At 58.2% G+C, this 25,867-nt stretch carries 19 protein-coding genes; 4 read left to right on the plus strand and 15 right to left on the minus strand.

From position 1 onward, the window contains the following. Nucleotides 1–229: 229 nt before the first annotated feature. The 9 genes from hflC to JWU58_RS24800 all read right to left on the minus strand — a co-directional run bounded on the left by hflC (nucleotide 230) and on the right by JWU58_RS24800 (nucleotide 10,301). Complete coding sequence (hflC, locus tag JWU58_RS24760; protein ID WP_016771945.1) at nucleotides 230–1,099, minus strand: protease modulator HflC; 870 nt, start codon at nucleotides 1,097–1,099, stop codon at nucleotides 230–232. Further along, nucleotides 1,099–2,265 (minus strand): FtsH protease activity modulator HflK, encoded by a 1,167-nt coding sequence (gene hflK, locus JWU58_RS24765; protein WP_024011368.1) that lies wholly within the window; start codon nucleotides 2,263–2,265, stop codon nucleotides 1,099–1,101. Before hflK ends, hflC begins: the two co-directional genes overlap by 1 nt. A 96-nt stretch (nucleotides 2,266–2,361) precedes the next feature. Further along, complete coding sequence (hflX, locus tag JWU58_RS24770; RefSeq protein WP_016771946.1) at nucleotides 2,362–3,663, minus strand: ribosome rescue GTPase HflX; 1,302 nt, start codon at nucleotides 3,661–3,663, stop codon at nucleotides 2,362–2,364. Between the two features lie 12 nt (nucleotides 3,664–3,675). Then, nucleotides 3,676–3,942 (minus strand): RNA chaperone Hfq, encoded by a 267-nt coding sequence (hfq, locus tag JWU58_RS24775; protein ID WP_016771947.1) that lies wholly within the window; start codon nucleotides 3,940–3,942, stop codon nucleotides 3,676–3,678. A 95-nt stretch (nucleotides 3,943–4,037) separates the two neighbouring features. After that, nucleotides 4,038–5,009: a tRNA (adenosine(37)-N6)-dimethylallyltransferase MiaA gene (gene miaA, locus JWU58_RS24780; protein WP_122601477.1), complete on the minus strand. Its 972-nt coding sequence runs from the start codon at nucleotides 5,007–5,009 to the stop codon at nucleotides 4,038–4,040. Next, on the minus strand, nucleotides 5,009–6,916 hold the full coding sequence (mutL, locus tag JWU58_RS24785) for a DNA mismatch repair endonuclease MutL (protein WP_206421143.1): 1,908 nt from the start codon (nucleotides 6,914–6,916) through the stop codon (nucleotides 5,009–5,011). Before mutL ends, miaA begins: the two co-directional genes overlap by 1 nt. Then, a complete protein-coding gene (locus tag JWU58_RS24790; protein ID WP_370593506.1) occupies nucleotides 6,913–8,292 on the minus strand; it encodes an N-acetylmuramoyl-L-alanine amidase in 1,380 nt (459 codons plus the stop codon). The genes mutL and JWU58_RS24790 overlap by 4 nt, the downstream gene beginning before the upstream one ends. A 51-nt stretch (nucleotides 8,293–8,343) precedes the next feature. Then, nucleotides 8,344–8,814 (minus strand): tRNA (adenosine(37)-N6)-threonylcarbamoyltransferase complex ATPase subunit type 1 TsaE, encoded by a 471-nt coding sequence (gene tsaE / locus JWU58_RS24795; RefSeq protein ID WP_123443942.1) that lies wholly within the window; start codon nucleotides 8,812–8,814, stop codon nucleotides 8,344–8,346. Next, the gene (locus tag JWU58_RS24800; protein WP_206421144.1) at nucleotides 8,802–10,301 is read right to left on the minus strand and encodes an NAD(P)H-hydrate dehydratase; all 1,500 of its coding nucleotides are present in this window, start codon (nucleotides 10,299–10,301) and stop codon (nucleotides 8,802–8,804) included. Before JWU58_RS24800 ends, tsaE begins: the two co-directional genes overlap by 13 nt. Before the next feature lie 63 nt (nucleotides 10,302–10,364). On the opposite strand from JWU58_RS24800, the gene queG reads away from it, so the two are divergent. After that, the gene (gene queG / locus JWU58_RS24805; RefSeq protein WP_123443944.1) at nucleotides 10,365–11,459 is read left to right on the plus strand and encodes a tRNA epoxyqueuosine(34) reductase QueG; all 1,095 of its coding nucleotides are present in this window, start codon (nucleotides 10,365–10,367) and stop codon (nucleotides 11,457–11,459) included. Nucleotides 11,460–11,535: 76 nt separating this feature from the next. On the opposite strand, the gene JWU58_RS24810 is transcribed toward queG, so the two are convergent. The 6 genes from JWU58_RS24810 to orn form a co-directional block, all read right to left on the minus strand. After that, nucleotides 11,536–16,266 (minus strand): RHS repeat domain-containing protein, encoded by a 4,731-nt coding sequence (locus tag JWU58_RS24810; RefSeq protein WP_123443945.1) that lies wholly within the window; start codon nucleotides 16,264–16,266, stop codon nucleotides 11,536–11,538. A gap of 80 nt (nucleotides 16,267–16,346) precedes the next feature. Beyond that, a complete protein-coding gene (locus tag JWU58_RS24815; protein WP_206421145.1) occupies nucleotides 16,347–17,333 on the minus strand; it encodes a hypothetical protein in 987 nt (328 codons plus the stop codon). Between the two features lie 340 nt (nucleotides 17,334–17,673). Then, entirely contained in the window at nucleotides 17,674–20,196 is a 2,523-nt protein-coding gene (locus tag JWU58_RS24820) for a leucine-rich repeat domain-containing protein (protein WP_206421146.1), read from the minus strand. Between the two features lie 177 nt (nucleotides 20,197–20,373). Next, nucleotides 20,374–21,408, minus strand: coding sequence for a hypothetical protein (locus JWU58_RS24825; RefSeq protein WP_206421147.1), 1,035 nt, complete (start codon nucleotides 21,406–21,408; stop codon nucleotides 20,374–20,376). Nucleotides 21,409–21,583: 175 nt separating this feature from the next. Next, a complete protein-coding gene (locus JWU58_RS24830) occupies nucleotides 21,584–22,198 on the minus strand; it encodes a trimeric intracellular cation channel family protein (RefSeq protein ID WP_177421648.1) in 615 nt (204 codons plus the stop codon). A 151-nt stretch (nucleotides 22,199–22,349) separates the two neighbouring features. Further along, nucleotides 22,350–22,892 (minus strand): oligoribonuclease, encoded by a 543-nt coding sequence (gene orn, locus JWU58_RS24835; RefSeq protein WP_016771957.1) that lies wholly within the window; start codon nucleotides 22,890–22,892, stop codon nucleotides 22,350–22,352. A gap of 107 nt (nucleotides 22,893–22,999) precedes the next feature. Here orn and rsgA point away from each other — a divergent pair, with 107 nt between their 5' ends. The 3 genes from rsgA to JWU58_RS24850 all read left to right on the plus strand — a co-directional run bounded on the left by rsgA (nucleotide 23,000) and on the right by JWU58_RS24850 (nucleotide 25,787). Next, entirely contained in the window at nucleotides 23,000–24,031 is a 1,032-nt protein-coding gene (gene rsgA / locus JWU58_RS24840; RefSeq protein ID WP_024011360.1) for a small ribosomal subunit biogenesis GTPase RsgA, read from the plus strand. A 311-nt stretch (nucleotides 24,032–24,342) separates the two neighbouring features. Beyond that, a complete protein-coding gene (locus JWU58_RS24845; RefSeq protein ID WP_206421148.1) occupies nucleotides 24,343–25,302 on the plus strand; it encodes a caspase family protein in 960 nt (319 codons plus the stop codon). Beyond that, complete coding sequence (locus JWU58_RS24850; protein WP_206421149.1) at nucleotides 25,302–25,787, plus strand: toll/interleukin-1 receptor domain-containing protein; 486 nt, start codon at nucleotides 25,302–25,304, stop codon at nucleotides 25,785–25,787. Before JWU58_RS24845 ends, JWU58_RS24850 begins: the two co-directional genes overlap by 1 nt. Nucleotides 25,788–25,867: the final 80 nt, after the last annotated feature.

Genomic DNA, 25,867 nt, shown 5'->3' on the forward strand with positions numbered 1-25,867 from the left:
CGCGCATGAACGACGCAGCGAAAGGCCGGCTGGCGGCTTCGCCCATCACTTTCCTCGAAAAACGCTCGGGCTATTCAAACCCGACGTCTGCAACAAAAACAGCAATCAAACGTGCAGACGCAAAAAAGCCGGGAATTTCCCGGCTGCCGCATCATACACACGTTTTCCGAAAGGATCACCCCGCCCGAGGTTTTAGCCGCCGGGCGGACTGATTCAGGTCAACGTCGTATCAAGGTTTGGCTTTTTCCAGATAACGGAAGAAGTCGCTGCTTGGGTCGAGGACCAGGACGTCGGATTTGTTCGCGAAGCTTTCACGGTAGGCACGCAGGCTACGGTAGAAACCGTAGAACTCCTGGTCTTGGCCGTAGGCCTTGGAGTAGATCGCAGCAGCCTGGGCGTCACCGTCACCGCGAACCTCTTCGGATTCACGATAGGCTTCGGCCAGCAGCACGCGGCGTTGACGATCAGCGTCGGCACGGATGCCTTCGGCCAGCTCGTTACCCTTGGCGCGGTGCTCGCGAGCTTCACGCTCACGCTCGGTGCTCATACGTTCGAACACACTGCGGTTCACTTCCTTCGGCAGATCGATGGCCTTGACCCGGACATCGACGACTTCGATACCCAGCTCTTTTTCCGCCATCTTGTTCAGCGACGCAGTGATGTCAGCCATCAGCGCATCACGTTCACCCGACACCACTTCGTGCAGGGTGCGCTTGCCGAACTGGTCACGCAGGCCCGATTCGAGACGACGGGACAGACGCTCGTCGGCGATCTGCTTCAGACCCGAAGTCGCGGTGTAGAAGCGCTCGGCATCTTTCACCCGCCACTTGGCGTAGGCATCGACCATCACGGCTTTCTTTTCCAGAGTCAGGAAGCGCTGCGTCGGTGCATCCAGCGTCAGCAGACGCGCGTCGAATTTGCGCACCTGGTTGACGTAAGGCACCTTCACATGCAGACCCGGCTGGACATCGGCCTGAACCACACGACCGAATTGCAGCAGCACCGCGCGCTCGGTCTGAGCGACGATATAGAAGCAATTCCAGCCCACCAGTACCACAACGACGCCAACGATCAGGGCGATCAGCGATTTATTGCTCATCAGCGGGTCTCCCTTGTACGCGTCTGCGGCACGTCGGTGACATGCGGCGTGACGTCCGTGTTGTTGCTGGCGGCCGAACCGGTCACCGGTGCATTACCCGAACTGTTCTGGATCATCTTGTCCAACGGCAGGTAGAGCAGATTGCTCTGGCCGTTCTTGTTGCCGGTCACGAGGACCTTGCTGGTATTGCTGAAGACTTCCTGCATGGTGTCCAGGTACAGACGCTCGCGGGTGACTTCAGGTGCCTTGCGATACTCGGCGACCAGTTTGGTGAAGCGATCGGCCTCACCCTTGGCGCGCGAGATGGTCTCGTCGCGATAACCGTTGGCATCTTCGATGATGCGCTGGGCCTGACCACGGGCTTCCGGCACAACGCCGTTGGCGTAGGTTTCAGCCTGGTTGCGCGAACGCTGCTCGTCTTCACGGGCGCGGATCACGTCATCGAAGGCTTCCTGTACTTCACGCGGTGCCGCTGCGCTCTGTACGTTGACCTGGGTGACGGTGATACCGGTGCGATAGGTATCGAGGAAGCGTTGCAGACGCTCCTTGATTTCGCTGGCCATCAATTCACGACCTTCGGTCAGCACCTGATCCATGGCGGTGGAACCGACCACGTGACGCAGCGCACTTTCAGTCGCGTGCTGCAGGCTGATTTCCGGCTGATCGACGTTCAGCACGAAGTCCTGCAGGTTGCTGATCTTGTACTGCACGGTCAGCGGCACTTCGACGATGTTCTCGTCTTCAGTCAACATCTGGCCCTGCTTGGTGTACGCACGCTCACGCGTCACGTTCTCCATGTACTTCTTGTCGATCGGCGGGAAGTAGATGTTCAAGCCCGGGCCGACAGTCTCGTAGTACTTGCCGAAGCGCAGCACCACGGCTTGCTCCTGCTCGTCCACCACGTAGACGGCGCTGTACAGCCAGACAGCCGCCAGCACGACCAGGCCGATGCCGAGCAGACCGCCGAAGCCGCCACTGCTGCGCCCCGACCCGCCGCCGTCATCACCGCGTTTCTTACCACCACCGAACAACCCGTTCAGGCTTTCCTGCAGCTTTCGGAAGGCCTCGTCGAGATCCGGTGGCCCCTTGCGGTCGCCGTTATTGCGGCGCTTGCCACCCCAGGGATCCTGATTATTCGAGTTGCCACCCGGCTCATTCCAAGCCATAGCGCTCTCCATCTGATAAAGCAAAGACGCACCCACGGCGCGCCGACCAATGCTACAGAATGCCTGCCGTTGCGGCACAACCGCTTTGTCAGGCTTTTATTGCAAAGTGTGTTGCTCGATGAATTCCATCGGCTGCAATCCTTCGCGGCTTACCAATCGATTCAACTCGATCCGGGGCAAACGAACGGCCAGCAAGCTGACACCTTCTTCATCGTATTCTTCTTTCTGCACCGCACCGAGTTCGAAGAACTGCGCACGCAGTCGAGCGAAGCGTTGCGGCAAGCGCAAGGTACCGACGAACAGATCACTGCCGAGCAACTCGGCGATGGCCTGTTCAAGCAATTCCAGACCGCTGCCATCACGCGCCGAGAGCCAGACCCGTTGCGGCTTGCCATCGGCATCGCGCTGGATCTGCGGCTCGACGCCTTCGAGCAAATCGAGTTTGTTATAGACCTCGAGGATCGGCAAGTCCTGGGCACCAATCTCGCCCAGCACCACCATCACCTGCTCGATCTGCAACATGCGATCCGGTTCGGCCGCATCGATCACGTGCAGCAGCAGGTCGGAATTGCTCGACTCTTCGAGCGTAGACCGAAATGCCTCGACCAGCTTGTGTGGCAGGTGACGAATGAAGCCCACGGTATCGGCGAGGACGATCGGACCGAGGTCGTCAAGCTCCAGCCGGCGCAGGGTCGGGTCGAGCGTGGCGAACAGTTGATCGGCCGCGTACACCTCGGACTTCGTCACGTTGTTGAAGAGTGTCGATTTGCCCGCGTTGGTGTAGCCCACCAGCGAAACGGTAGGAATGTCCGCACGGGATCGGCCACGGCGCGACTGCTCGCGCTGACTGCGCACCTTCTCCAGCCGCCCCTTGATCTGACGCAGGCGAACCCGCAGCAGACGGCGGTCGGTTTCCAGCTGGGTTTCACCCGGGCCGCGCATACCGATACCGCCACCCTGACGTTCAAGGTGAGTCCAGCCGCGAACCAGCCGCGTGCTCATGTGGTCAAGCTGGGCCAGTTCGACCTGCAGCTTGCCCTCATGGGTGCGTGCGCGTTGGGCGAAAATATCGAGAATCAGCCCGGTGCGGTCGATCACGCGACACTCGAAAACACGTTCGAGGTTGCGTTCCTGACTGGGCGTGAGGATGTGATTGAAAATCACCAGATCGGCTTCTTCAGCCTTGACCAGGTCGCGCAGTTCCTCGACCTTGCCGCTGCCGATCAGATATTTGGCGGTTGGCCGATGACGCGGCACGTTAAAAAACGCGACGGTCTCGGCGCCAGCCGAATTTGCCAACTCCTGAAACTCCTGCGGATCTTCGCGCGCCTCAGGGTCCTGTCCATCCAAGTGAACGAGGATGACTCGTTCACCACCACCGTGGCGCTCAAAGAACAAAGGAGACTCCTATCAGGCGTTACCCGGCGCTGCATCGGCATCGCCCTGTTCGTTTTCGGTTGCGCTAGGCAGACGAATTGGACGAACCGGCACGACGGTCGAGATAGCGTGTTTGTAGACCATCTGGCTTACGGTGTTTTTCAGCAGGATCACGAACTGGTCGAACGACTCGATCGTCCCTTGCAGCTTGATACCGTTGACCAGGTAGATGGAAACCCCGACTTTCTCTTTACGTAAAGTGTTCAGGTAAGGGTCTTGTAGCGAATGCCCTTTTGACATGTGCCGCACTCCTTTAAGGATTCAATAATAAAAACAGGTAAATTCAGATGGCTTCGGCCGTCACACCCCCAAGGATAGACGGCAATTGCAAGGACTCAGCTCAATATGGAGATGGTCCCAAGGTATTTCAAGGCGCGTGGCAGATTGTCGCAATCAAGACTGTCCAGCCAGTGCAAATCGTCCCAGCTGCGCAGCCAGGTAAACTGGCGTTTGGCCAATTGGCGCGTGGCGATGATGCCCCGCTCCTGCATCTGGGCCAATGTCAGCTTGCCGTCCAGGTAATCCCAGACTTGGCGGTAGCCTACCGCACGTATAGACGGCAACCCCGAATGCAGGTCACTTCTTTTACGCAGGGCTACGACCTCGTCGATGAATCCCTGTTCCAACATATTTGTGAATCTTTGTTCAATTCGCTGGTGCAAAACCTGACGATTCGCCGGAGCAATGGCCAGGTTCGCGACAGTATAGGGCAATTGTTGGCGTCCCGAAGCGGCTGCTTCAGTACTTTGCGCAGATTGTTGCTCGCGCAGGGCGGTCATGCTCTGCCCGCTGACTCGATACACTTCAAGTGCCCGACTCAAGCGCTGCGGATCATTGGGATGAATGCGCGCCGCCGACACCGGATCGATTTGCGCCAGTTGATCGTGCAGGGCTTGCCAGCCGAGGCGTGCAGCTTCTTCCTCGATCTGCGCACGGACCTCGGGATCGGCCGCCGGCATGTCCGCCAGACCTTCGACCAGAGCCTTGTAATAGAGCATGGTGCCGCCGACCAGCAGCGGGATCTTTCCTCGCCCAGTGATCTCGGCCATGGCCTGCAACGCGTCGCGACGAAAATCGGCAGCGGAATACGCTTCAGCAGGATCGAGAATGTCGATCAGCCGGTGCGGATATTCGGCGAGCAGTTCTTTCGAAGGTTTGGCCGTGCCGATGTCCATGCCGCGGTAGACCAGCGCCGAATCGACACTGATCAATTCGCACGGCAGCACCTTGGTCAGCTCGATGGCCAGATCGGTCTTGCCCGCAGCGGTCGGGCCCATCAGGAAAATCGCTGGAGGAAGCTGGCTCATCAACGACCGCGCAGGAACAGTTTGTCCAGATCGTCCAGACCCAGCTGGGTCCAGGTCGGTCGGCCATGGTTGCATTGACCGCTGCGTTCGGTGTTTTCCATGTCGCGCAGCAGGCCGTTCATTTCCGGCAGAGCCAGACGCCGGTTGGCGCGGATCGCGCCGTGGCAGGCCATGGTGCCGAGCAGTTCGTTGAGGTGCGCCTGGATACGGTCGCTGGTGCCGTATTCCATCAGGTCAGAGAGCACGTCGCCGACCAGTCGGTTGGCCTCGGCCTGCTTGAGCAAGGCGGGAATCTGCCGGATCGCCAGGGTTTCCGGACCCAGGCGCTGCAATTCAAAACCAAGGCGCTGGAACCACGCGGCGTGTTCTTCAGCGCAATCGGCCTCGCGCTGACTCACGGCCAGCGACTCCGGCACCAGCAACGGCTGGCCACTGAGACCTTCGCTGGCCATGGCGATCTTCAGGCGCTCGTACATGATTCGCTCGTGGGCGGCATGCATGTCCACCAGCACCAGGCCATGGGCGTTCTCGGACAAAATATAGATGCCCTTGAGCTGCGCCAGTGCATAGCCGAGCGGCGGGATATCTTCCTGACCGGTTGGCAGCGCGCTGGCATTGGCTTCAGGCAGCGGCGCGAAAAACTCTTTGTAAGCGGCTTGAGCCTCGGCAGCGGGCAGCGCCGATTGCGGACGCGGCGTGTATTGATACTGATAAGCGCCGCCAGCGCTGGCCCCGGATGACGTGTTGAACGCCGGTTGCGCCTGCGGCTGCTCCAGCAGCGCATTGGCGGCCAGACGCATCTCGCCCTGTGGGCCGAATTCGCCCGCCTCGATCCCGCTCGGCCGAATGATCGCCGTGGTGACCGAACCGGCCAGTTGATCTTCCGGACGCACATCGCCCAGCGCACGGTGCAGCGTGCCATACAGGAAGTCGTGGACCATGCGCCCGTCACGGAAACGCACTTCGTGTTTGGTCGGGTGCACGTTGACATCTACCGCCGCCGGATCGACTTCGAAAAACAGCGCAAACGTCGGGTGACGGCCATTGAACAGCACGTCGCGATAAGCCTGACGAACCGCATGGGCTACCAGTTTGTCGCGCACCGCACGGCCGTTTACGAAGAAATACTGCAAATCCGCCTGACTGCGGTTGAAGGTCGGCAAACCGACCCAGCCCCACAGGTGCAAGCCGTTGCGTTCGATCTCGATCGGCAGCGCCTGCTCAAGGAAACCTGAACCGCAGATCGCCGCCACACGCCGGGCGCGGGCTGCATCATCGTGGGCCTCGTGCAGGCTGAGGATGGTCTTGCCGTTGTGGCGCAGATGAAAAGCCACGTCGAAGCGCGCCAGCGCCAGACGCTTGATCACTTCCTGCAAGTGATCGAATTCGGTTTTTTCGGTCTTGAGAAATTTGCGCCGGGCCGGGGTGTTGAAGAACAGGTCGCGGACTTCCACCGAAGTGCCGACCGGATGCGCCGCCGGCTGCACGCGCGGCGCCATGTCCCGGCCTTCGGTCTCGACCTGCCAGGCCTGATCGGCATCGCGGGTGCGCGAGGTCAGGGTCAGACGCGCCACGGAGCTGATCGACGCCAGCGCCTCGCCACGGAAACCCAGGCTCATCACCTGCTCGAGATCTTCGAGGTTGCGAATCTTGCTGGTGGCGTGACGGGCCAAGGCCAGCGGCAGGTCATCGGCGGAAATACCGCTGCCGTCATCGCGCACGCGCAGCAGCTTGACGCCGCCCTGCTCGACATCGACGTCGATACGCTTGGCGCCGGAGTCGAGGCTGTTTTCCAGCAACTCCTTGATCACCGAAGCCGGGCGCTCAACCACCTCACCGGCGGCAATCTGGTTCGCCAGCCGCGGGCTGAGCAGCTCGATGCGCGCCGTGTTCATTACCTGGTTCATTCTTTGGACGCCAGTTCGGTGCCGGGAATGGTCAGGTGCTGACCGACTTTCAACTCGTCACTTTTCAGGTTGTTTGCAGCACGCAAGGTGGCCGGCGAGACCTGATAGCGCACGCCGATCATCGCCAGGGTTTCCCCCGGGCCGACACGGTGGTCGCGCGGGCCTTGGGCGATCTTGCCGGAATCACGCAGCCAGGCGATATAAGTGCCGGGCGGTGGATTCTGCTGGAAGAACTGGCGCACGCCGCTGCTGATCGAACGGGCCAGAGCTTGCTGATGGCTCGACGCGGACAGTTTGTTCGCTTCGTTGGCGTTGGAGATGAAGCCGGTTTCGACCAGGATCGATGGAATGTCCGGCGACTTCAGCACCATGAACCCGGCTTGTTCCACACGTTGTTTGTGCAGCGGCGTAACGCGACCGATGTTGGTCAGCACCTTTTGCCCGACGTTGAGGCTGGAGGTCAGCGACGCGGTCATCGACAGGTCGAGCAACACGCCCGCCAGCATACGATCCTTGTCATCGAGGCTGACGTTGCCGGCGCCGCCAATCAGGTCGGAACGGTTTTCACTGTCGGCCAGCCAACGGGCGGTCTCGGACGTAGCGCCACGATCAGAGAGGGCGAACACCGACGCACCGAACGCGGCTGCGGACGGCGCGGCGTCGGCGTGGATCGAGACGAACAGGTCGGCGCCCTTCTTGCGGGCGATTTCGGTTCGCCCGCGCAATGGAATGAAGTAGTCGCCGGTACGGGTCAGCTCGGCGCGGAAGCCTTTCATGCCGTTGACCTGACGCTGCAGCTCGCGAGCGATCTGCAGTACCACGTCTTTCTCACGCTGGCCGCGCGAACCGGACGCGCCCGGGTCTTCGCCACCGTGACCGGCGTCGATCACCACGATAATGTCGCGCTTGCCGGCCGGGGCTGGCGGCAGCTTGATCGCCGGTTCGGTCGGGGTCACCGGCACTGCCGGCACGGTTGCCACCGATGGCGTCGGGGCCGGCGGCGGCGCGGCATCGGCCGGGTTGTCGAACAGATCGACCACCAGACGGTTGCCGTATTGCGCGTTCGGCGCCAGCGAGAAGCTTTTCGGGGTGACGGCTTTTTTCAGGTCGATGACCACGCGCAGGTCGGTCGGCGTGCGCTGGGCCGAGCGCATCGCGGTGATCGGCGTGTTCGCCGTCTGCACGTTCAACGGCGCGCCGAGGGTGGCGCCATTGATGTCGATCACCAGCCGGTCCGGGGCTGTCAGGGTGAAAACGCTGTGCTGCACCGGGCCGCTGAGGTCAAAGACCAGTCGCGTGTTGTCCGGCGCCCGCCACAGGCGCACGCTGTTGACCTTTGAATCGGCCACAGCGTTGACGGTTACTGCCATCAACATCAGTCCAGCGGCAGCCACCAACGCGCGAAAGCGCATACCAAACCCCATCATTTAATTGGATTCCAATGCCAAAGCGGCACACCAGGCCTCGCCACGCGAGCCCTGGGCTAAAATTTTCAGCGAACGCCCGCTGTCTTGCGGGCTAATGGTAATGGTCAGGTCAGGCTTTGGCAAAAAGCCTGCACCTTTATCGGGCCACTCGATCAGGCACAGGGCATCGTCTTCGAAGTAGTCACGGATGCCGAGAAACTCCAGCTCCTCGGGATCGACCAGGCGATACAGGTCGAAGTGGAAGGCACGAATGTCACCGATCTCGTAGGGCTCGACCAATGTGAAGGTCGGACTTTTTACCGCGCCAACATACCCCAAACCGCGAATGATGCCCCGCGACAGGGTGGTTTTGCCCATACCCAGATTGCCTTCGAGAAAAATCAGGCCATGGCCCTGGGTGACGCGGGCGATCCGTGCGCCAAAGTCGCTCATCGCCTGTTCATCGGCCAGGTACAGGGTTACTTCAGACACGGTGCTTGCTCCTCCAACAACTGACGAATGGCTGGAATCAGATCACTGGCCGCCAGCCCACGGCCGAATTTGCCTTGTTGCATACCCGCGTTGGCGTGCAGCCAGACGGCCAGGCATGCCGCATCGAACGCGTCCATGCCCTGGGCCAGCAATGCGCCGGTGAGACCGGCCAGCACATCACCCAACCCGCCCGTGGCCATCGCCGGATGGCCCTGATGACAGAGGGCCAGACGCCCGTCTGGATGGGCGATCAGACTGCCGGCACCTTTCAGAACCACTACCGCTGAATACTTTTTGCTCAACGCCAGAGCAGCGGCCGGGCGATCGGCCTGCACCTCGGTGGTGCTGACGCCAAGCAAGCGCGCCGCTTCACCCGGATGCGGGGTGATCACGCAATCCTTGGGCAACTGGACAAAATCGCTGGCCAGCAGGTTCAACGCGTCAGCGTCCCACACCTGCGGCAGCGGCGCATTGGCGGCAGCCGACAACAGGGCACGGCCCCAACTGGCCTGACCGAGGCCCGGCCCGACCACCAATACCGAAACCTTTTCCAGCAGACCCATCAGTTGATTGGCTGACGAGGTGCCGAGCGCCATAGCCTCCGGCACCCGAGTCAGCGCCGCCGGCACATGCTCTGGGCGAGTCGCCAGCGAAACCATGCCCGCGCCGCCGCGCAAGGCCATTTCCGTGCTGAGCAGAATCGCTCCGCCGAACTCGTGATCGCCGCCGATCAGCAACACATGACCAAAGCGCCCCTTGTGCGAGGTCGGCGCACGCGGCGCAAGTGCTGGGAGATTAGCGGCGCTCAGGCGTTGAGCGCAGACGGGAATGTCACTGAAAATTTCGTCGGTGGCTTGCAAGTCGTTGAAGACCAGTTCGCCGATTTGATCCGCCGCGTCGCCAGTCAACAGCCCGATCTTCATAGCAATGAATGTCACCGTTAGATCGGCGTGGACCGCGATGCCCAGTTCACGTCCGGTATCGGCACATAGCCCTGACGGAATATCGACCGCCGCTACCGGCAAACCGCAGGCGTTGATCGCCTTGATCGCCGATGCATACGGCTCGCGCACTTCGCCGCTCAGACCTGTGCCGAGCAAGGCATCGAGGACGACACCGCGCAGCTCGCTCTGCGCCTGCCAGCCTTGCACCACAACACCGTCAGCTACGGATTCGGCATGGGCCAGTGCGGCATCGCCCTGCAAACGCTGCGGATCGCCGACGGCGAGAACGCGCACCGTCCAACCGGCCCGCAGCGCCAGCCCGGCCACCAGATAACCGTCGCCGGCGTTGTTGCCGTGCCCGGCGAGCACCGTCAGTTCGTTCGCTGCCGGCCACTTGCGCACCAGTGCGCGCCACGTCGCGCGGGCGGCGCGCTGCATCAATTCGAAACCCGGCGTACCGGCGGCGATCAGCCGCGCGTCGAGTTCGCGCACCTGCGCGGCGCGGTACAGCGCGTCGGGTAATTCATCTTTCGTCTGCGGCATGCGTCTTCGGGCTCCGATGTCTGGCAGAATTATACGCACCTCAGCTCCGGTTTCTCTCGCCTCATGTCCGCCATCACCACAGACCTGCCCGCCCTCGCCCAATCGATCAAGGATTGGGGCCGCGAGCTGGGCTTCCAGCAAGTCGGCATCAGCGGTCTGGACCTGGCCGAACACGAGCAGCATCTGCAACGCTGGCTCGACGCCGGCTATCACGGCGATATGGACTACATGGGCGCCCATGGCAGCAAACGCTCGCACCCCGACGAGCTGGTGCCGGGCACGTTGCGCGTGGTTTCCCTGCGCATGGACTACTTGCCGGGCGATACCGAAATGGCCAAACGCCTGGCTGAACCGGAAAAGGCTTACGTGTCGCGTTATGCCTTGGGCCGCGATTACCACAAATTGATCCGTAAACGTGTTCAACAATTGGCCGACAGGATCCAGGCAGAGATCGGCCCGTTCGGTTTTCGCGCGTTTGTCGACAGCGCACCGGTGCTGGAGAAAGCCATCGCCGAACAGGCGGGGCTGGGCTGGATCGGCAAAAACACCCTGGTGCTCAACCGCAAGGCCGGCAGTTACTTCTTCCTCAGTGAGCTGTTCGTCGATCTGCCGTTGCCGGTGGATGAACCGCACAGCAGCGAACATTGCGGCCGTTGCACTGCGTGTCTGGATATCTGCCCGACCAACGCCTTCGTCGGCCCCTATGTGCTGGACGCGCGGCGCTGCATTTCCTATCTGACCATCGAGCTGAAAACCGCGATTCCCGAAGAGTTGCGGCCGTTGATTGGCAATCGCGTGTTTGGCTGCGACGATTGCCAGATCGTCTGCCCGTGGAACCGTTTCGCCCGGCCGACCGGGGAAAACGATTTCAAGCCACGGCACAATCTGGATAACGCACAGTTGGCCGAGTTGTTTTTGTGGGATGAAGATAAGTTTCTAAGCAGCACCGAAGGTTCGCCATTGCGGCGCGCCGGGTATGAGCGCTGGTTGCGCAATCTGGCGGTGGGGCTGGGAAATGCGCCTTCAACGATTCCGGTGCTGGAAGCGTTGAAGGCGCGACGGGATTATCCGTCAGAGTTGGTCAGGGAACATGTCGAGTGGGCACTGGAACGGCACGCCCGCCGCGCGTTCGCAAAACCGGCAAGCGCAATGTTCTAATCGTAGCCGGACCTTGAGTGCTCCTGCTTTCGCTATGTATCGTTTCATTGCGTGCTCCAAGCTTATTGTTTGTCCTTTACCTATGACCACCCAGCTGGTCGATGACCGCGATCCGCTCCTTAGCGTTTTCGGTCATATATATTCGGTCTCCTTTCGACAGATAGAGATGCATCGACTTTGATGCTGATCCGGATGGGCCATACATGGGCGTGTATTCGGCATGAATCAGCACTGCAGAAGACGTTGGGGAGTTACCCGCCTCAATGTGCTGCATGAAGGTTTCGGCCTTTTCAAGCAAGCCCGTAAGCCCCCTTTTCTCAAGCATGTTATTTTTGGGATTGACCCTGACGAGTGACCATGGTTTCTCGGCCTCTTCCTGAACGGCCGCGCTGGCCTTCGCCTTAGCCTTGGCCGCCGCCTTGTTTCCCTTGCCCTTGATCATACCTCGGGCCATCTCTCGACCCGCTGCTTTGGAGCCTTTACTACTCAGGCCTTGCTTGAAGGCGCCAGCCAGTTTCCTGCCAGCATTGATGCCCGCTTTGGCACCAGCTGCCAGCCCTGCCCCCACCGAAGCCAGCCCGAGACCAAAACTGATCCAGCCCAATATCTCGCCCGCCTGAGAACCCGGTGCGAGTTCATTGACCACCTCGCTGGCAATACCCGCCAGGCCCGAAGCAACCGCCAGCCCCAGTGCCGTCACTGCCCATGGCGTCGCCGCGCCCATCGTCACTACGCTGGCAACAATGCCGAGAATACTCAGGCCGATGCCCAGGATCGATTGCCAGGAGACATGCCCGGTAGGGTCAACCCGATTGACCGGGTCGCCCAGGCAATAACTGTAGGCATTCAATCCGCCCGCACCGAACGGACTCATGCTATCGGGGGAAAGAAAACGCATCAGTGTCGGGCTATAGGCCCGGTAACCGTTGCCCAGCAGATACAGCCCGGTAACCGGATCCAGCTGTTCGCCGTTGAACCCCGCCAGGCTGAACAATCCGCCGTCGGCAGGACGGTGCCCATAAGGACTGTAGGCGCAATCGGTGAGGTGCTCCTTACCCAGTGTTGCCAGCACGCTTTGCTGTTGATCGGTGCCAAACAGCTGCGCGCTGGCGTTCAGACCGAGTTGCCGCTGTCCCACAAGCGCGCCACCGTGACGCACGACACTGGATGAATTTTCACCACTGACCTCATTGGCGACCCGGCCTGCGTGGTAATAACGCTGCACAGTCGCCTTATCGGGTTGCGACAGTTCAACCAGATCGTCGAAACCGTCGTAATGGTAGCCACGGAACGCTGATCCCCCCGCGTCGGACAATTGCTCAAGACGTCCGAACGCGTCATAGGCCAGCGTTCGCGCCTGGTCGTCCTTGATCATCCTGCCGTTGGCGTCGTATTCCAGCGTCACTGCTGGTGGATAGTCGACATGGGAATGTTTGACTGCGCTGAGCTGTACCGGATCGGGATTGTCATAACTGAAGGTGGTCAGATTCACGCCCAGCGGGAACTTCGTCTGCACGGTAAGAATGTTGTCCAGCGCATCGAAGGTGAACGTCTGCTGGATAATTTCCTTGCCATACGGGTCACGGGGCTTTTGGGTGCCAGCGCAGTCGTACTGGATCAAGCGCCCGCGCCCGTCGTAGGTGAACTGTTCATCACGTAAGAGTTGAGTGCCACGTCTGGACACTTTCTGCGCCAGTTTGCCAGCCAGCGTGTAAGTCGATTCGAGGGTCTGGTCAGGCTGACCCTGAATCTCGAATGTACGCCGGGTTTCACGACCGATATCGTCATAGGCGAACCGGGTGATCATCTGACGCTTGATCGAGGTGTCTTCGGTTTTCGTCCACTCCAGCATCCCCGTCCGGGCGTTGTAGTGGAACTCGGTTGTCAGCAAGCCTTGCGAGGCGGATAGAAGGCGGCCGAACTCATCGTATTCAGATCTGTTGTCGGTACCGAGCACATCAACGTGGGTGATCGGTCGCCCCTGCAGGGACCAGGTACTGGACGTTGCTTTCGTGACAGCGCCGAAGCTCGTCGTTTCGGATTTCAGGCGCCCGGAAGGGTGATAGGCAAAGCTGCGGCTCCTGCCGCTTTCGGTACAGGTCAAGGGTTTGCCACTGACGGGGTCATAGGTCATGGTTGTGACCAAGCCCTCTGCCTTGCGCTCAGTCAGCAAACCGCCCAGTTCCCGCAAATAAGTGAATTCGGTTTTTTTGCCATCAGCACTCTTGTACCACTGTGGCTGAGTGAAGCCGGCTTCATAACCAGCCTCGGACTTTCGCCCGCCCACAGTACTCTGGATCAGCCGCCCCAAACCGTCATACGTTTGCTGGCCCAGCACTTTGTCACCGACCTTGATGTCGATCGCCAGCCCTTCATCACTATGCTCGGCGTACTCGGTCACGACCTTACTGCCGTCGGGCAGGACATTGCGGGTCATTCGGTCAAAAACGTCGTACTCATATCGGCTGGTGTTGCCGACAGGGTCTGTCTGGCTGGCTGTGCGCCCATAACCGTCATAGGTGTAAACGGTTTTGCCCAGACTCCTGTTCTTCAGATTGAAGCTCTCGACACTCAGCGGTTTACCGAAATCATTGACGACGGTGATCGTCTTGCCCATGCCCTGGAGCCAATTGGTTTGCCGGCGAAGCACCGGATCCGCCTCGCTGTGTTCGATACGCCCATCATCGTGCAGCGTCTTGCTGACCTGGCCCCAGGAATCGAATTCATAGCAAGTGCTGACCGGACAAGGCTTGCCATCACGCCAATCAGTCAGCGTCACTTTCACCTTGTGACCGACCGAATCATGCAGCGCAGAATAAAGCGTGCGTGTCTGAATGAGACCGTCCTTGTCGGGATGGTCGCAGTCCTTTTCCTGAACGGTGATCACCCGTTCCAGTCCGTCATAGGCGACTTTTTGCTCGCCGCCAGCAGGATCCGTGGTCACCATTGTCGCCGGCTGCTGTTTGCTGGCGGCCAGATAGGCCCACCGGGTAGCGGCCGCAAAGGGGGTGCCGGCAGCAACGGTTTTGCCCACTGCCCGGCCGATTGCATCGTATTCATATTCGATGTGCTCGCCATCGACACCGACTTCAGAGACCTGTAATCCGGTCAGCGTCGAAAGCACCTTCTCACTGGTCTGCAGCGCGCCGTCGAATCCGCGCGTGCTGGACCTGACTCGCAGCCTGTCACCCTCAAGCTCATAGGAAAATTCGATAACGGTTTTTTTATCATTCAGGGTGACACTTTGCTCTTTTGCGGCTCCATGCTTGAGTGGATCCTCGGGCGTATTCAGATAACTGCGTGCGGTTTTCGAACGCAACACCTCTACACCCTCCACCACTTCGAAAAAACGCTCCTCGACCGGTAACACAGAGGCCAGTTCGGCACCCTCAAGCGCCGGTTGCAAAGCGTAGTCGTAGTACGTGACTGTCGAAGCACCATCCGATGCGGCAGCAGTCACCGTCCTCTTTTTCGGGAACCTGGAAAAGCCCAGCGGATCCTCCGGGCAGTTATCCCCGCCAATGGCCGGATAGTATTCCGTCGTAGTCATCACCCCAGTGGGCTCAACCTGCTTGAGCAAGTTACCTTCGCCATCGAACTCAGTGATCGTGGTTTCCACACGCTGCTGTTGGGTGCGCCGATCGAGGTACGTCACCGTATGGACTTTAGGCATGCGGAACTGGGCCACCTGCTCACTGAACGGCTTGGTAACGGAACAGTGATACTCCGTGGCAGTGGCGATCTGCGCGTCGCCACAGGTCGTAACCTCAGCCACCAACAGATGGAATTTGTTGTAGGTGCGTTTAATGCGGGTATGTACTTTGCCGCTGACCAGCAAGTGCTCGTCCGAGGTGTAGACGTAGTTGCTGGGCGCCAGATAGAGCGGATCCAGGTCACTATCCTTGGCAGGAAGGAGGCCCTGCCCAAGGAAGTTATGGTCGGAGTACGTGTATGTCTTGCACACTCTGGGCTGGCCGCGCCCTGGGTAGACATCGTGAGCAATAACAAACGGCAGTGTCTGTTCCACACCGCTGATGAAGCGGTGGCCGTGCCGCTTGTAGCGAACGATTTCGACCCCGCGCAGCGGGTTGACGATGCGATGAACATAGCTGGCCCCAGCGATGACTTCATACTCGAGCTCCCAACCTTTACCCACCGGAAGCTCGATGGCCGTTACCCGACTGTTTTTCAAAATCAGCCTGAAGTTGGAGCTCGAAGTAGTGTCGGGATATCGCGACAACGTCACCTGACCTGCCGAACGGGAAATTTTCAACAGGCAGCGCGTGGCATCACGGACTTCGGCCAAACGGGGAGACTGGTTGAACAACTCATGTTTCAGCGTAATGCTCACGCCGTTCGCCGCGATTATTTTTTCCGCGACGGCGACCTGAGTGCCGGCCAGGACTTTGAGCAGTTCCCGCCGACCATCCTTGTATCGGACTTCATAGCGCCCTGCTCCAGTGACTGACACCTTTGCTGTTTGCAGTTTCATTTCCTTGAACTTCAGGCCGCTGGACGTCTCGACAGCCTTGTAGCGTTCACCGTTGGCCAAGGTCATGACTTTGCTGCGCAAGTCATAATTGGTCAGGGTCAAAGACCAGCCAACGCCGAAACCACTATCCGCCTGATTGAGCGGATTGAAACTCACTGAAAGTGCAAGCTCCGGACCATTGAGTTCTGCCGAGTGCAACTTGCCAAGCGAAAATGCACACGTATACATGCCCGTACGGGGATCAACGCCTCCGGAAACAAATTCACCGAAGTTGAAAGCGTTCGAATGCACAGAGGAAGAGAAATTACTTTCCATTATTGAATCGTCCTTTTATTTCCAGACTCAGAATTTGGCAGTCAACACTGGCCAGCGAAGTACGCTGACCAGACAAGAAGTCAGACAAGTCGCTTCATTGACCGCTTGGATTGATCCAGAATAAAAGTGAGCTGCTTTTTATCACCATCGATACTAAGCCGGTGTTCCGAACCGAATTCATCGATCACGGCAAATTCGAAGGCGCTATCACTTTCCCGCGCCGCTTGCGGGTCAGCGGAAACATACTGAACGAGCGTCAACTGTCCAGGCACTTTGTTGATAGGTACGGTGACGTAGCCATGGGGACTGCGAAATGTTGCCTGCAGGCCATATATAGGCGCCATATATCCATAGAAAGTTTTGCGACTACCTTGTTCACCGGGAATATTCCCGGACACATAAATCTGCACCGCATCTTCGGAATCATAAGGATCAAGTTTCACTTCACTGCTGTACCAGTCAAGAAGGTGAACCTGCCTGCCATCCGCTCGCAGGCCAATATGATAGTGCTGAACCCACTCATACAGGCCCCGATTCTGTTTCTTGTCATACTTGCTCAACGAAAAGTCGCTCAGCGAGTACTCTTTCGGCGGAATCGCCTCCAGCGTGACACTGCTGTCGAAACCAACCCCATTACTTCGCAATACCGCGCCGTTCAAGGAAATCTCGGCAGCCACTTCCATGATTCCAGGTCGGGAAGCCGAAACCCAGAATTGTAAAATCTGTACCGGATCTACGGCGTCGCTGATCCGGTTGTCAATGACCCGCGGGACTTCTGTCAGCCGCGTTGCGCCGCCCGACATTTCGTGAGCGTAACGATTTTCCTGAATCGATACATTCCATTCTCCCTCCAATGGGCGAGCACCGTTATAGGCAATAAGCCGCAGTGACTGCAATGCGGGATGTCCGTGCAACGATACGCCGTCGCCATTGTTATCGATCCCGTGTAGAAGCACCAACACACGCACCTGCATGCGACCGTTGGCATAAAGCACTTTGTGCTGACCATGATTCGTGGTGTCGAGTTTTACCTCTATACGGGATATACCTACTTCCTCGCTAAACATTTGATAACACCTCAGCTGATTAATATATTTCACCCCTTAAGGGCTCAGCAGAGTATTAACATCGAACCTGAATATAAGAAGTCGCGACATTTGACATTTTGTGAAGTAGTAATCTTTCAACATCATCATGAATATTTCACACAGATGCTAACAACTTCAAAAAATGCGATCTGAATGTTACGCACTTCAATACTAAACCTTCGACCCCTTTGATTCTGCCCAAGATGGCCTGTTACCCCTTCCGAATTCACTCAAACCGAATCAGAAGGGGAGTTAGCGAGTAGTTTATGTTTGCCAAATCATGTTAGCAGCGTGATCGACCCGTTACTTTCGAAAACACCTAGTTGCTATCTGAACCTGTTGAAAATCCGCTTTCCGATGAATCACTTTCGGAATCAACGTCTGAAACTGCCTCGGCCGTTTGGATTTCTACCTTCCGGTCCATACTGGAATTCGCAAGATACTGATTAATCCGCCGCATTGACTCGTTACTCAGCGGATTATTCAATAAACCAACGTATAGGTCTTGCGTATCCGGAATATCGAACAGATCGTCTCCTATGTGCGAAATATTATTACCCTGTAACGCCATGACACGAAGGTCTCCAAGCCTGTCTATACCGGAGGGCAGGCTGTAAAGATTTGCATTATATAGCATCAACTCGGTTAAACCTGTCATGAAGCCTACATGCGGAGCAACTGTGAGAGGGTTGTTGGCAAGATTCAACAAAGTGAGCGTCTCGATCCTGGACAAACCTTCAGCCGTGGCTTCAGATAATTCAAGCGAGCAATCGTTCAGCACAAGCTGACGCAGCTGGCGCATCTGGAATATCCCTGACGGAAAGTCCTCCATTTTTATGCCAGTGACCACCAAATATTGCACATTGGGAAAACTGTCAAAAAAAGCGCCGATGCGTGCGCCTGGCTTTTCCACAGTCAGTATCAACTCTGTTACGTAGTCGAACCTGGCGGATAGCTTTGGTAACTCTGCGGAAAAATCGACATGATGGGAAAAATGATAGTCACCGAACCCCCACCTCGAAACCGACTTGCGCTGCCAGATATCCTGCAGCTTTGCGCTGAACCGCTCGCGAGCCAGCCGTTGCTCTGCGGTTTGCGGTGCGCCCTGCGATGAATCCGTGCGGGTCGACAATCCTTGCGCACTCCAGATCGCCAACTCATTGCGCAGTGTTGCCAACTCTGTCTCCAGGCGAGCCAAGACCCTGGCTGGGTCCGACTTCACACGCTCGGAAATGAACATGGCCAGTTCTTGTTCGGCAAGCTGCGGATAAAGATCACGGACACGCTCTTCAACGGTTTTTGTCGACGTCGGGTTGACATCGCCGCCGCCTCGCAGCCCCGCTTGCACGTGCTGGGCGCTGGCCGGAACAGCCGTTACCTGCACCGGTGCCAGTCCCAGCAATTCGCTCACGCGTTGGCGCGACGGCAATGGCTGTGCACGTACCAGCTGCCGCAGAGCCGCACCACCGCCCTGCGCTACACCGAGCAATTGGCGCTGCTCGGGCAGTAAAAGGAGCCAGACGGCGGCATACAGATCCGTCCGACCTTGGGGTGACGGGACGCCGCTGATCTGGATAACGTAGCCTTCATGCTGACGAATAAATGTGTGACGCACTGGCGATCGAGCATCGCCAATAGCACTCAATAACTCACTCTCTGACGCTTGCCGGCGAATCTCGATACGAATCTGTCGCGGCCACAGTTCAAGCTGGCCGATCATCTGCAATGCCAGCAGATCACTGTCCAGAGTGGCTACCGAATCCAGATAGATTCCTGCGCACGCCCTGGCGAGACGCACCTCGCGTAGCGCCACCAGCGTCTTTTCTGCCATGTGCCTCGGCATTCCCGGCCGCAGGCGCAAATGCATATGGTCGGCGGCACTGGCCTCTCGCCACAACGCCTGAGCGATGGTCTTGGGCAGGTCGGGAAAAATCCGTCGCATCAGCAATGTGTTGGCATCGCAATCGAGTTCGAACGCCCGCTCACTCTGCTCAAAAAGCAAGGCGCTGGATTGTTCGATAACGCGCTCGCTCAGATCATCTGCCCGTGGCGGCAACAAAGCCTGCAGTTGTGAATCAGCCTGCGCACGCACGGTCGGATCGGAATGTTGCACCTGGGTGATGAACAGCTGGATCTTTTGATCGAGGGCAAAACGTCTCGCCGTGTCCTGCAGCAATGCCAGCGAGGTGGGATGAATCTCGGACCTGTGCACTATCGTTGCGTTTACGCCGCTCACTGCGAGCATGCGTTTGATCATCAATGGAGAAAAATCTTCTATTGAATATTCCGCGCCGGTAAGCAGCTCTGCCGTGCGTTTTTGTTCAGAATAGACAGTTGCAAGCGGGTTGGTCGACTCCGAGTCGTCCAGCGGGTGCCACAACCGGCCCTCGCTGTCAGGCCTCATCAGCGGACCGGAAGGATGCAGTTCTCTGGCATGTGTGGCGCGAAGCAGACCGCTCTCAGCGTCTCGGACCACTTGCACGATGTGGTTATCAGCAACGGCAACATACTGGCGATGCTTCAAGGTTTTGATACCCAGTGCAACGGACTCATCGAGCCCCTCTTGCGAGGGTATCCAATAGCTTTCCAGGGAATCGTTCACGGAAAACCTTGGGAATTCGTCGAATGTGGAATACGTCGTGGTCGTGCTCACATTGACGCCAGGCGTTATCGCCAGCGGATCTGATGAAGATGACGAATGCAGCGGTTCCTGATGATGTGCAACAGTCAAATGCGCCACTGTCGAAGACGAGGACAACGGTCGGTGGGAGACATCGATGCTGGAATCGGAGGGTTTGGTTGGGACAGATACAGGTTTGATCTTCGGCGGTTTGCCAGTCATGATCGCTCATCCTTGAGAGGGGGTGCGCTGGCCACACAGAGTGCAGGGCCAACGCGAGTCATCAGAAAAGCACTTTCGTGCATATGCCTGATCATCGACATGGCAGCTTATCTGCAGTCGAAATGCCAAACGCATATACATCTACTACATTCACCGACATTGCATCAGTGAACGAACTCAGCCTCGTTGAAGATATAAATTACGCTCGTGAAAATTCACGCGGATTGCCAGTTTATGCTCAGTACCATATTCATCGATCGCGATGAAATGGAGGACGCCGCCATATTTTTGTGGCCCGGTGCTTTTCGAGTATTCAGATAGAGCCTGGACGATGGTCAACTCCCCGTCGCTTTGAGTATTTACGTGATAATGCTTCGAGTTCCATGTTTGCGCATCACTGGTGAAAGTGTATGCAAATGGATCACCCCTGTCAGGCAAAGAGACGACGACACTGGATGTTTCGGGACGCACGAAAATGCATTCCATGTAATTTGTTTTTATTTCGTTAAGCCTGTTACCACCCGCAAAATCGTAATCCTTGCCCTCTTCTGCCCCCTCTGCAATCCAATCGACCAGCCGGATCTGCTTCCCACCCGGGTACAGTCCCAAATGGTACTTCCAGATACGGTTACCGGGCGACTCATTACCAATCCTGGTCTGGTACAACCGAAATACTCCGTCTACACCATATGTCGAAGGCGTTTCCGCTTCTACAGTCACGCTGCTGTAATGAACACTGGCAGGCGTGGTTCCGTTACTGAGGATCGTCTCGCCATTCACGGACAGGCGCGCACCGATCTCAGTCGTTCCGGCGCTCGATGAGGAAACCCAGAACGTAAGAACCTGTGGGTGAACGCTGTCATTCTCAAGATCATCGTCGTGCCTGTCTTCGGCGTCAGGTGCAGGACGTGCCTCACGCGTAAACCGCCCTTGGACTGCGCTCGCGACCCAGCCATCGCGCAAGGTCTTGCCGGTCGCGTAATGAATAAGCTGGATGCTTTCCATTACATCTGCGGGCACATGCATTGCGTTGCCGTCGGCGTCCACTCCGGCAACGAGTACTTGAACTTTGACCTGCATTCGGCCATTAGCGACAAGTGCCCTGCTTTGAGTATTATTACCGGCATCAAACTTGACTTTTAAACTGGACAGCCCTGCCAGCGTGGGCGGGTTGCCATTTTGATTATCTTGAAGATCCATGCTTTCACTCACAATGCAGCTCCTTTGTAAGAATATAATTTGATACTGACATCGAAAATATGTCAGCGAAAAAACTACATACCCATCAAGCAAAGATCAAAGTGAAAAGTGTAAGAAATATGCGCGCGCCAGTCACAAACAACATATTTGCCATTAATCAACTTCAGTGACAAGGACGCACGATCAATTATTGTTCGTCGTTATAAACGAACTTCGGCATTTCCCAATGAAAACGAATGGCTAGCAGACGCAACAGGAATCCGCCAAACAAAGTGATCAGAATGGCTTGTTCACCCGGCACATTGAGATAAAGACACAACATGTAGCACCACGCCGCAGCAAATGAGACGCTGGCGTAAAGTTCGCGGCGAAAGATCAAGGGAATATCGTTGCAGAAGATATCGCGAAGAATACCGCCAAAAACGCCGGTGATGACTCCGCTGACGGAAGCCACCAACATGCCGTGACCCATTTCCAGCGCCGTCATGCAACCGATCAAAGTAAATGCCACCAGTCCAACTGCATCGAGCACCAGAAACAGCGAGCGCAGGTGGCGCATCCAGCGCGCAGCGAATACGGTGAACATCGCTGCCACCGAGGTCAGCACCAGATATTCCGGATGTTTGACCCAGGTCAGCGGGTAGTGCCCGAGCAACACGTCGCGCACCGAACCGCCACCGAGCGCGGTGATGCAGGCGATCAGCACCACGCCGAACCAGTCCATGCCACGTCGTCCGGCGGACAGCGCGCCAGTCATGGCTTCGGCGGTAATGGCGATCAGATAGAGCATCAGCAACATGATGGCAGTCCAGGCAGGAAGGCGCGCAGTCTAGCCATTTCAGCGCCGCACCAGAAGAGGGCGCGCCTTTCGCAAGCAGGCTCGCGTCCACCTAAGGCGCATTCCATGTGGGAGCGAGCCTGCTCGCGAAAGCGTCAGGGCTGATGCCGCTGCCTCAGAACTTGATGAAGTGCTTGCGGTAATGCTGCAACTCGGCGATCGATTCGCGAATGTCGTCCAGCGCCAGATGCGTGCTGCCCTTCTTGAAGCTGTCGCGCACGTCCGGAGCCCAGCGTGCGGCCAGTTCCTTGAGCGTCGAGACGTCGAGGTTGCGGTAGTGGAAGTAGCTTTCCAGCGCCTTCATGTGGGTATAAAGAAAGCGACGGTCCTGGCAGATGCTGTTGCCGCAGATCGGCGATTTGCCCTTCGGCACCCACTTTTCCAGGAAAGCAATGGTCTCAGCTTCTGCCTCAGCCATGCTGATGCGGCTGTCGCGTACACGCTGGGTCAGGCCGGAATTGCCGTGGGTGCGGGTGTTCCATTCGTCCATGCGCGCGAGCACTTCGTCGCTGTGATGGATGGCGATCACCGGGCCTTCGGCCAATGTATTCAGCTCACTGTCGGTGACGATGGTGGCCATTTCGATGATGACATCGTTGTCCGGGTCCAGACCGGTCATTTCCAGGTCGATCCAGATCAGGTTCTGCGGGTTTTGCATATTCGGGCTCCTAGGCAATGCTGCGCAGTTTAGCCTAGGCCGGTGGCCGGGCGTGCTAAACTCGCGGCCGTTTTACCTAATCGCTGCATTCTTCAGACGGAACACCCATGGCCAAACGCCAACTCAATCGTCGTCAAAACTGGCGCATCGAAAAGATTCAGGGCGAGCGCGCCGCACGCGCCGCCAAACGCGAGTCCTCGGCGGTCGAGGCCCTCGAGGGCGGCGACCTCGGCCCTGAGCAACACGGCCTGGTGATCGCCCACTTCGGTGTGCAGGTCGAAGTCGAAGCTGTTGACGGCGAACTCGCCGGCCAAGTGTTCCGCTGCCACTTGCGCGCCAACCTGCCAGCGCTGGTCACCGGCGACAAAGTCGTCTGGCGGGCCGGCAACCAGGGCATTGGCGTGATCGTCGCGCAACTGCCGCGCAGCACCGAACTGTGCCGCCCCGACAGCCGTGGCCAGCTCAAGCCGGTTGCTGCCAACGTCGACATGATCGTCATCGTGTTCGCGCCGCTGCCCGAGCCTCACGCCAACCTGATCGACCGCTATCTGGTCGCCGCCGAACATGCCGGCATCCGCCCGCTTTTGCTGCTGAACAAATTCGACCTGATCGACGAGCAGAACGCCCCGGCGCTGAACGCGTTGCTGGCGGTGTATCGCACGCTGGGTTATCCGGTGCTGGAAGTCTCGGCGCACCACGGCGATGGCATGGAACAGCTGCAAAAGCAGCTCGACGGGCGCATCAGCGTGTTCGTCGGCCAGTCCGGCGTCGGCAAGTCGTCGCTGGTCAACAGCCTGCTGCCTGAGGTCGAAACCCGCGTCGGGCCGTTGTCGGAATTGTCCGGTCAGGGCACGCACACCACCACCACCGCGCGGCTGTTCCACTTCCCCGGTGGCGGCGAACTGATCGACTCCCCGGGCATCCGCGAATTCGGTCTGGGCCACGTCAGCCGCGCCGACGTCGAAGCCGGTTTCATCGAGTTCGACGACCTGCTTGGCACTTGCCGCTTCCGCGACTGCAAGCACGATCGCGAACCGGGTTGTGCACTGCTCAAGGCGCTGGAAGATGGCCGCATCCAGCAGCAACGGATGAACAGCTATCGCTCGATCATCGCCAGCCTGCCTGAAAACGGCTATTAAACAGCCACGCCGGCAGTCCTACGCGATGGGCTGCCGGTTGTCGGACTGCATCTGACTCCCCCTCTTCTCTTAAACGTCAGCTTCTTCTGTAGGCACTTGCGCGACTGCTTGCAGGACCTTTCTGTTTTGCCGCGCAGACCTTGTAGGCCTGAGCCAGCGGCCTACATTTCTTTCCTCCTTCGCTCACAGCGACCATCGAGGAAAGCCATGAAAAAACATCTTGTGTTCATCAGCCATTTGTCTCGCTGCGCCCGCCCGAGCAATACCCACAGAATCCCCGGCGCGATCCGCCTGCACAAGGCGGTGTGACCATGCGCAAGGGATTGTTCATCGGCATCAACGATTACACGCATATTGGCGGGCTGAGCGGCTGTTGCAACGACGCCATGGCCATGGCTTCGGTATTGAAAACCAACGCCAACGGCGACCCCAACTTCAAAAATGTCGTACTGACGTCTGCCGAGGATTACCTGAGCCGGGAAAAGCTCGAAGACCAGATCCGCGAGTTGTTTTCCGGCGACTGCAACGTCGCTCTGCTGTATTTCGCCGGTCATGGCGGTTTCGATGCCGACACAGACGAAGGCATGTTGATCCCGCAGGACTACCGCAACGCCAAGGACGGCATCCGCATCAGCGACATTCTCAACTGGGCGGACAAAGCCACGCGGATCAAAAACAAAATGATCATCCTCGACTGCTGCGAAAGCGGTTCAGCCGGAGAAGTGCGCGCCCTGCGCAGCGAGAGCAGCATGGTCAGCGAAGGCATGACCATCCTCACCGCCTGCAAAAAAGCCGAGCCGGCGCTGGAGGGCGCGCAGCACGGCGTGTTCACCGGCCTGCTCCTGCAAGCGCTGCATGGCGGCGCGGCGAATATCCTCGGCAAAATCACCCCCGGCAGTCTGTATTCCTTCGTCGACAACGCCCTCGGCGCCTGGGAACAGCGTCCGGTGTTCAAGACCAATGTGTCGCAGTTCATTTCGCTGCGCGAAGTCTCGCCGCTGATCCCCAAGGAGATCCTGCGCAAATTGCCGGACTGGTTCGCCGAAGCCGAATCGGTCTTGCCGCTCGACCCCAGCTATGAACCCACCGAAAAGGCGTTCGTGCCTGGGCACGGCGAGGTCTTCGCCCAGTTGCAGAAGTGCAACCGGCACAGCCTGATCGAACCGGTCGACGCCGAGCACATGTACTACGCCGCCATTCACTCGACCGGCTGCCGCCTGACGGCACTCGGCGCCTATTACCGCGAACTCGCCCTCAAAGGACATTTCTGATGCCAGTCTTTATCAGCTATCGCCACATGGATCGCGCCCATGCGATCGCCATCAACACCCGCCTGACCCAGGCGAAGATCAGGACTTACCTCGACGTGCTGGATCCGGAATCGCAGACCACCGATGACATTACCGGGGTCATTACCCGCAACATCACCGAGTGCACGCATCTGCTGGCGGTGGTGTCGGAGAAGACTGCGCAGTCCTGGTGGGTGCCGTTCGAAATTGGCGAGGCGACGATCAGTAACCGGCGGATCTGTACGTTCAAGACCGGACCGGCGCAATTGCCGATCTATCTGGACAAATGGCCGAAGCTGAGCACGGCCAGCGATCTGGATTTCTTTATCGATGCGTATCGTGATGAGGTGTCGAACCAGCGCTCGATAACCCTGGACTCGTTCAGCGACTCGGTGAAAGGGGCGTACAAGCGAGATGCGGAGATGTTTCATGAACAGTTGAAGAATCGGATTCGTCGGGGATTCTGAGACTGTGCCGGCCTGTCCCCGATGATTTTAGCAACGCTACGAAATGGTCAGAGGCATGAAGCGATAGCCACAAAAAAGCC

It is taken from the genome of Pseudomonas atacamensis (genome assembly GCF_017167965.1).
Taxonomy (GTDB): Bacteria; Pseudomonadota; Gammaproteobacteria; order Pseudomonadales; family Pseudomonadaceae; genus Aquipseudomonas; species Aquipseudomonas atacamensis.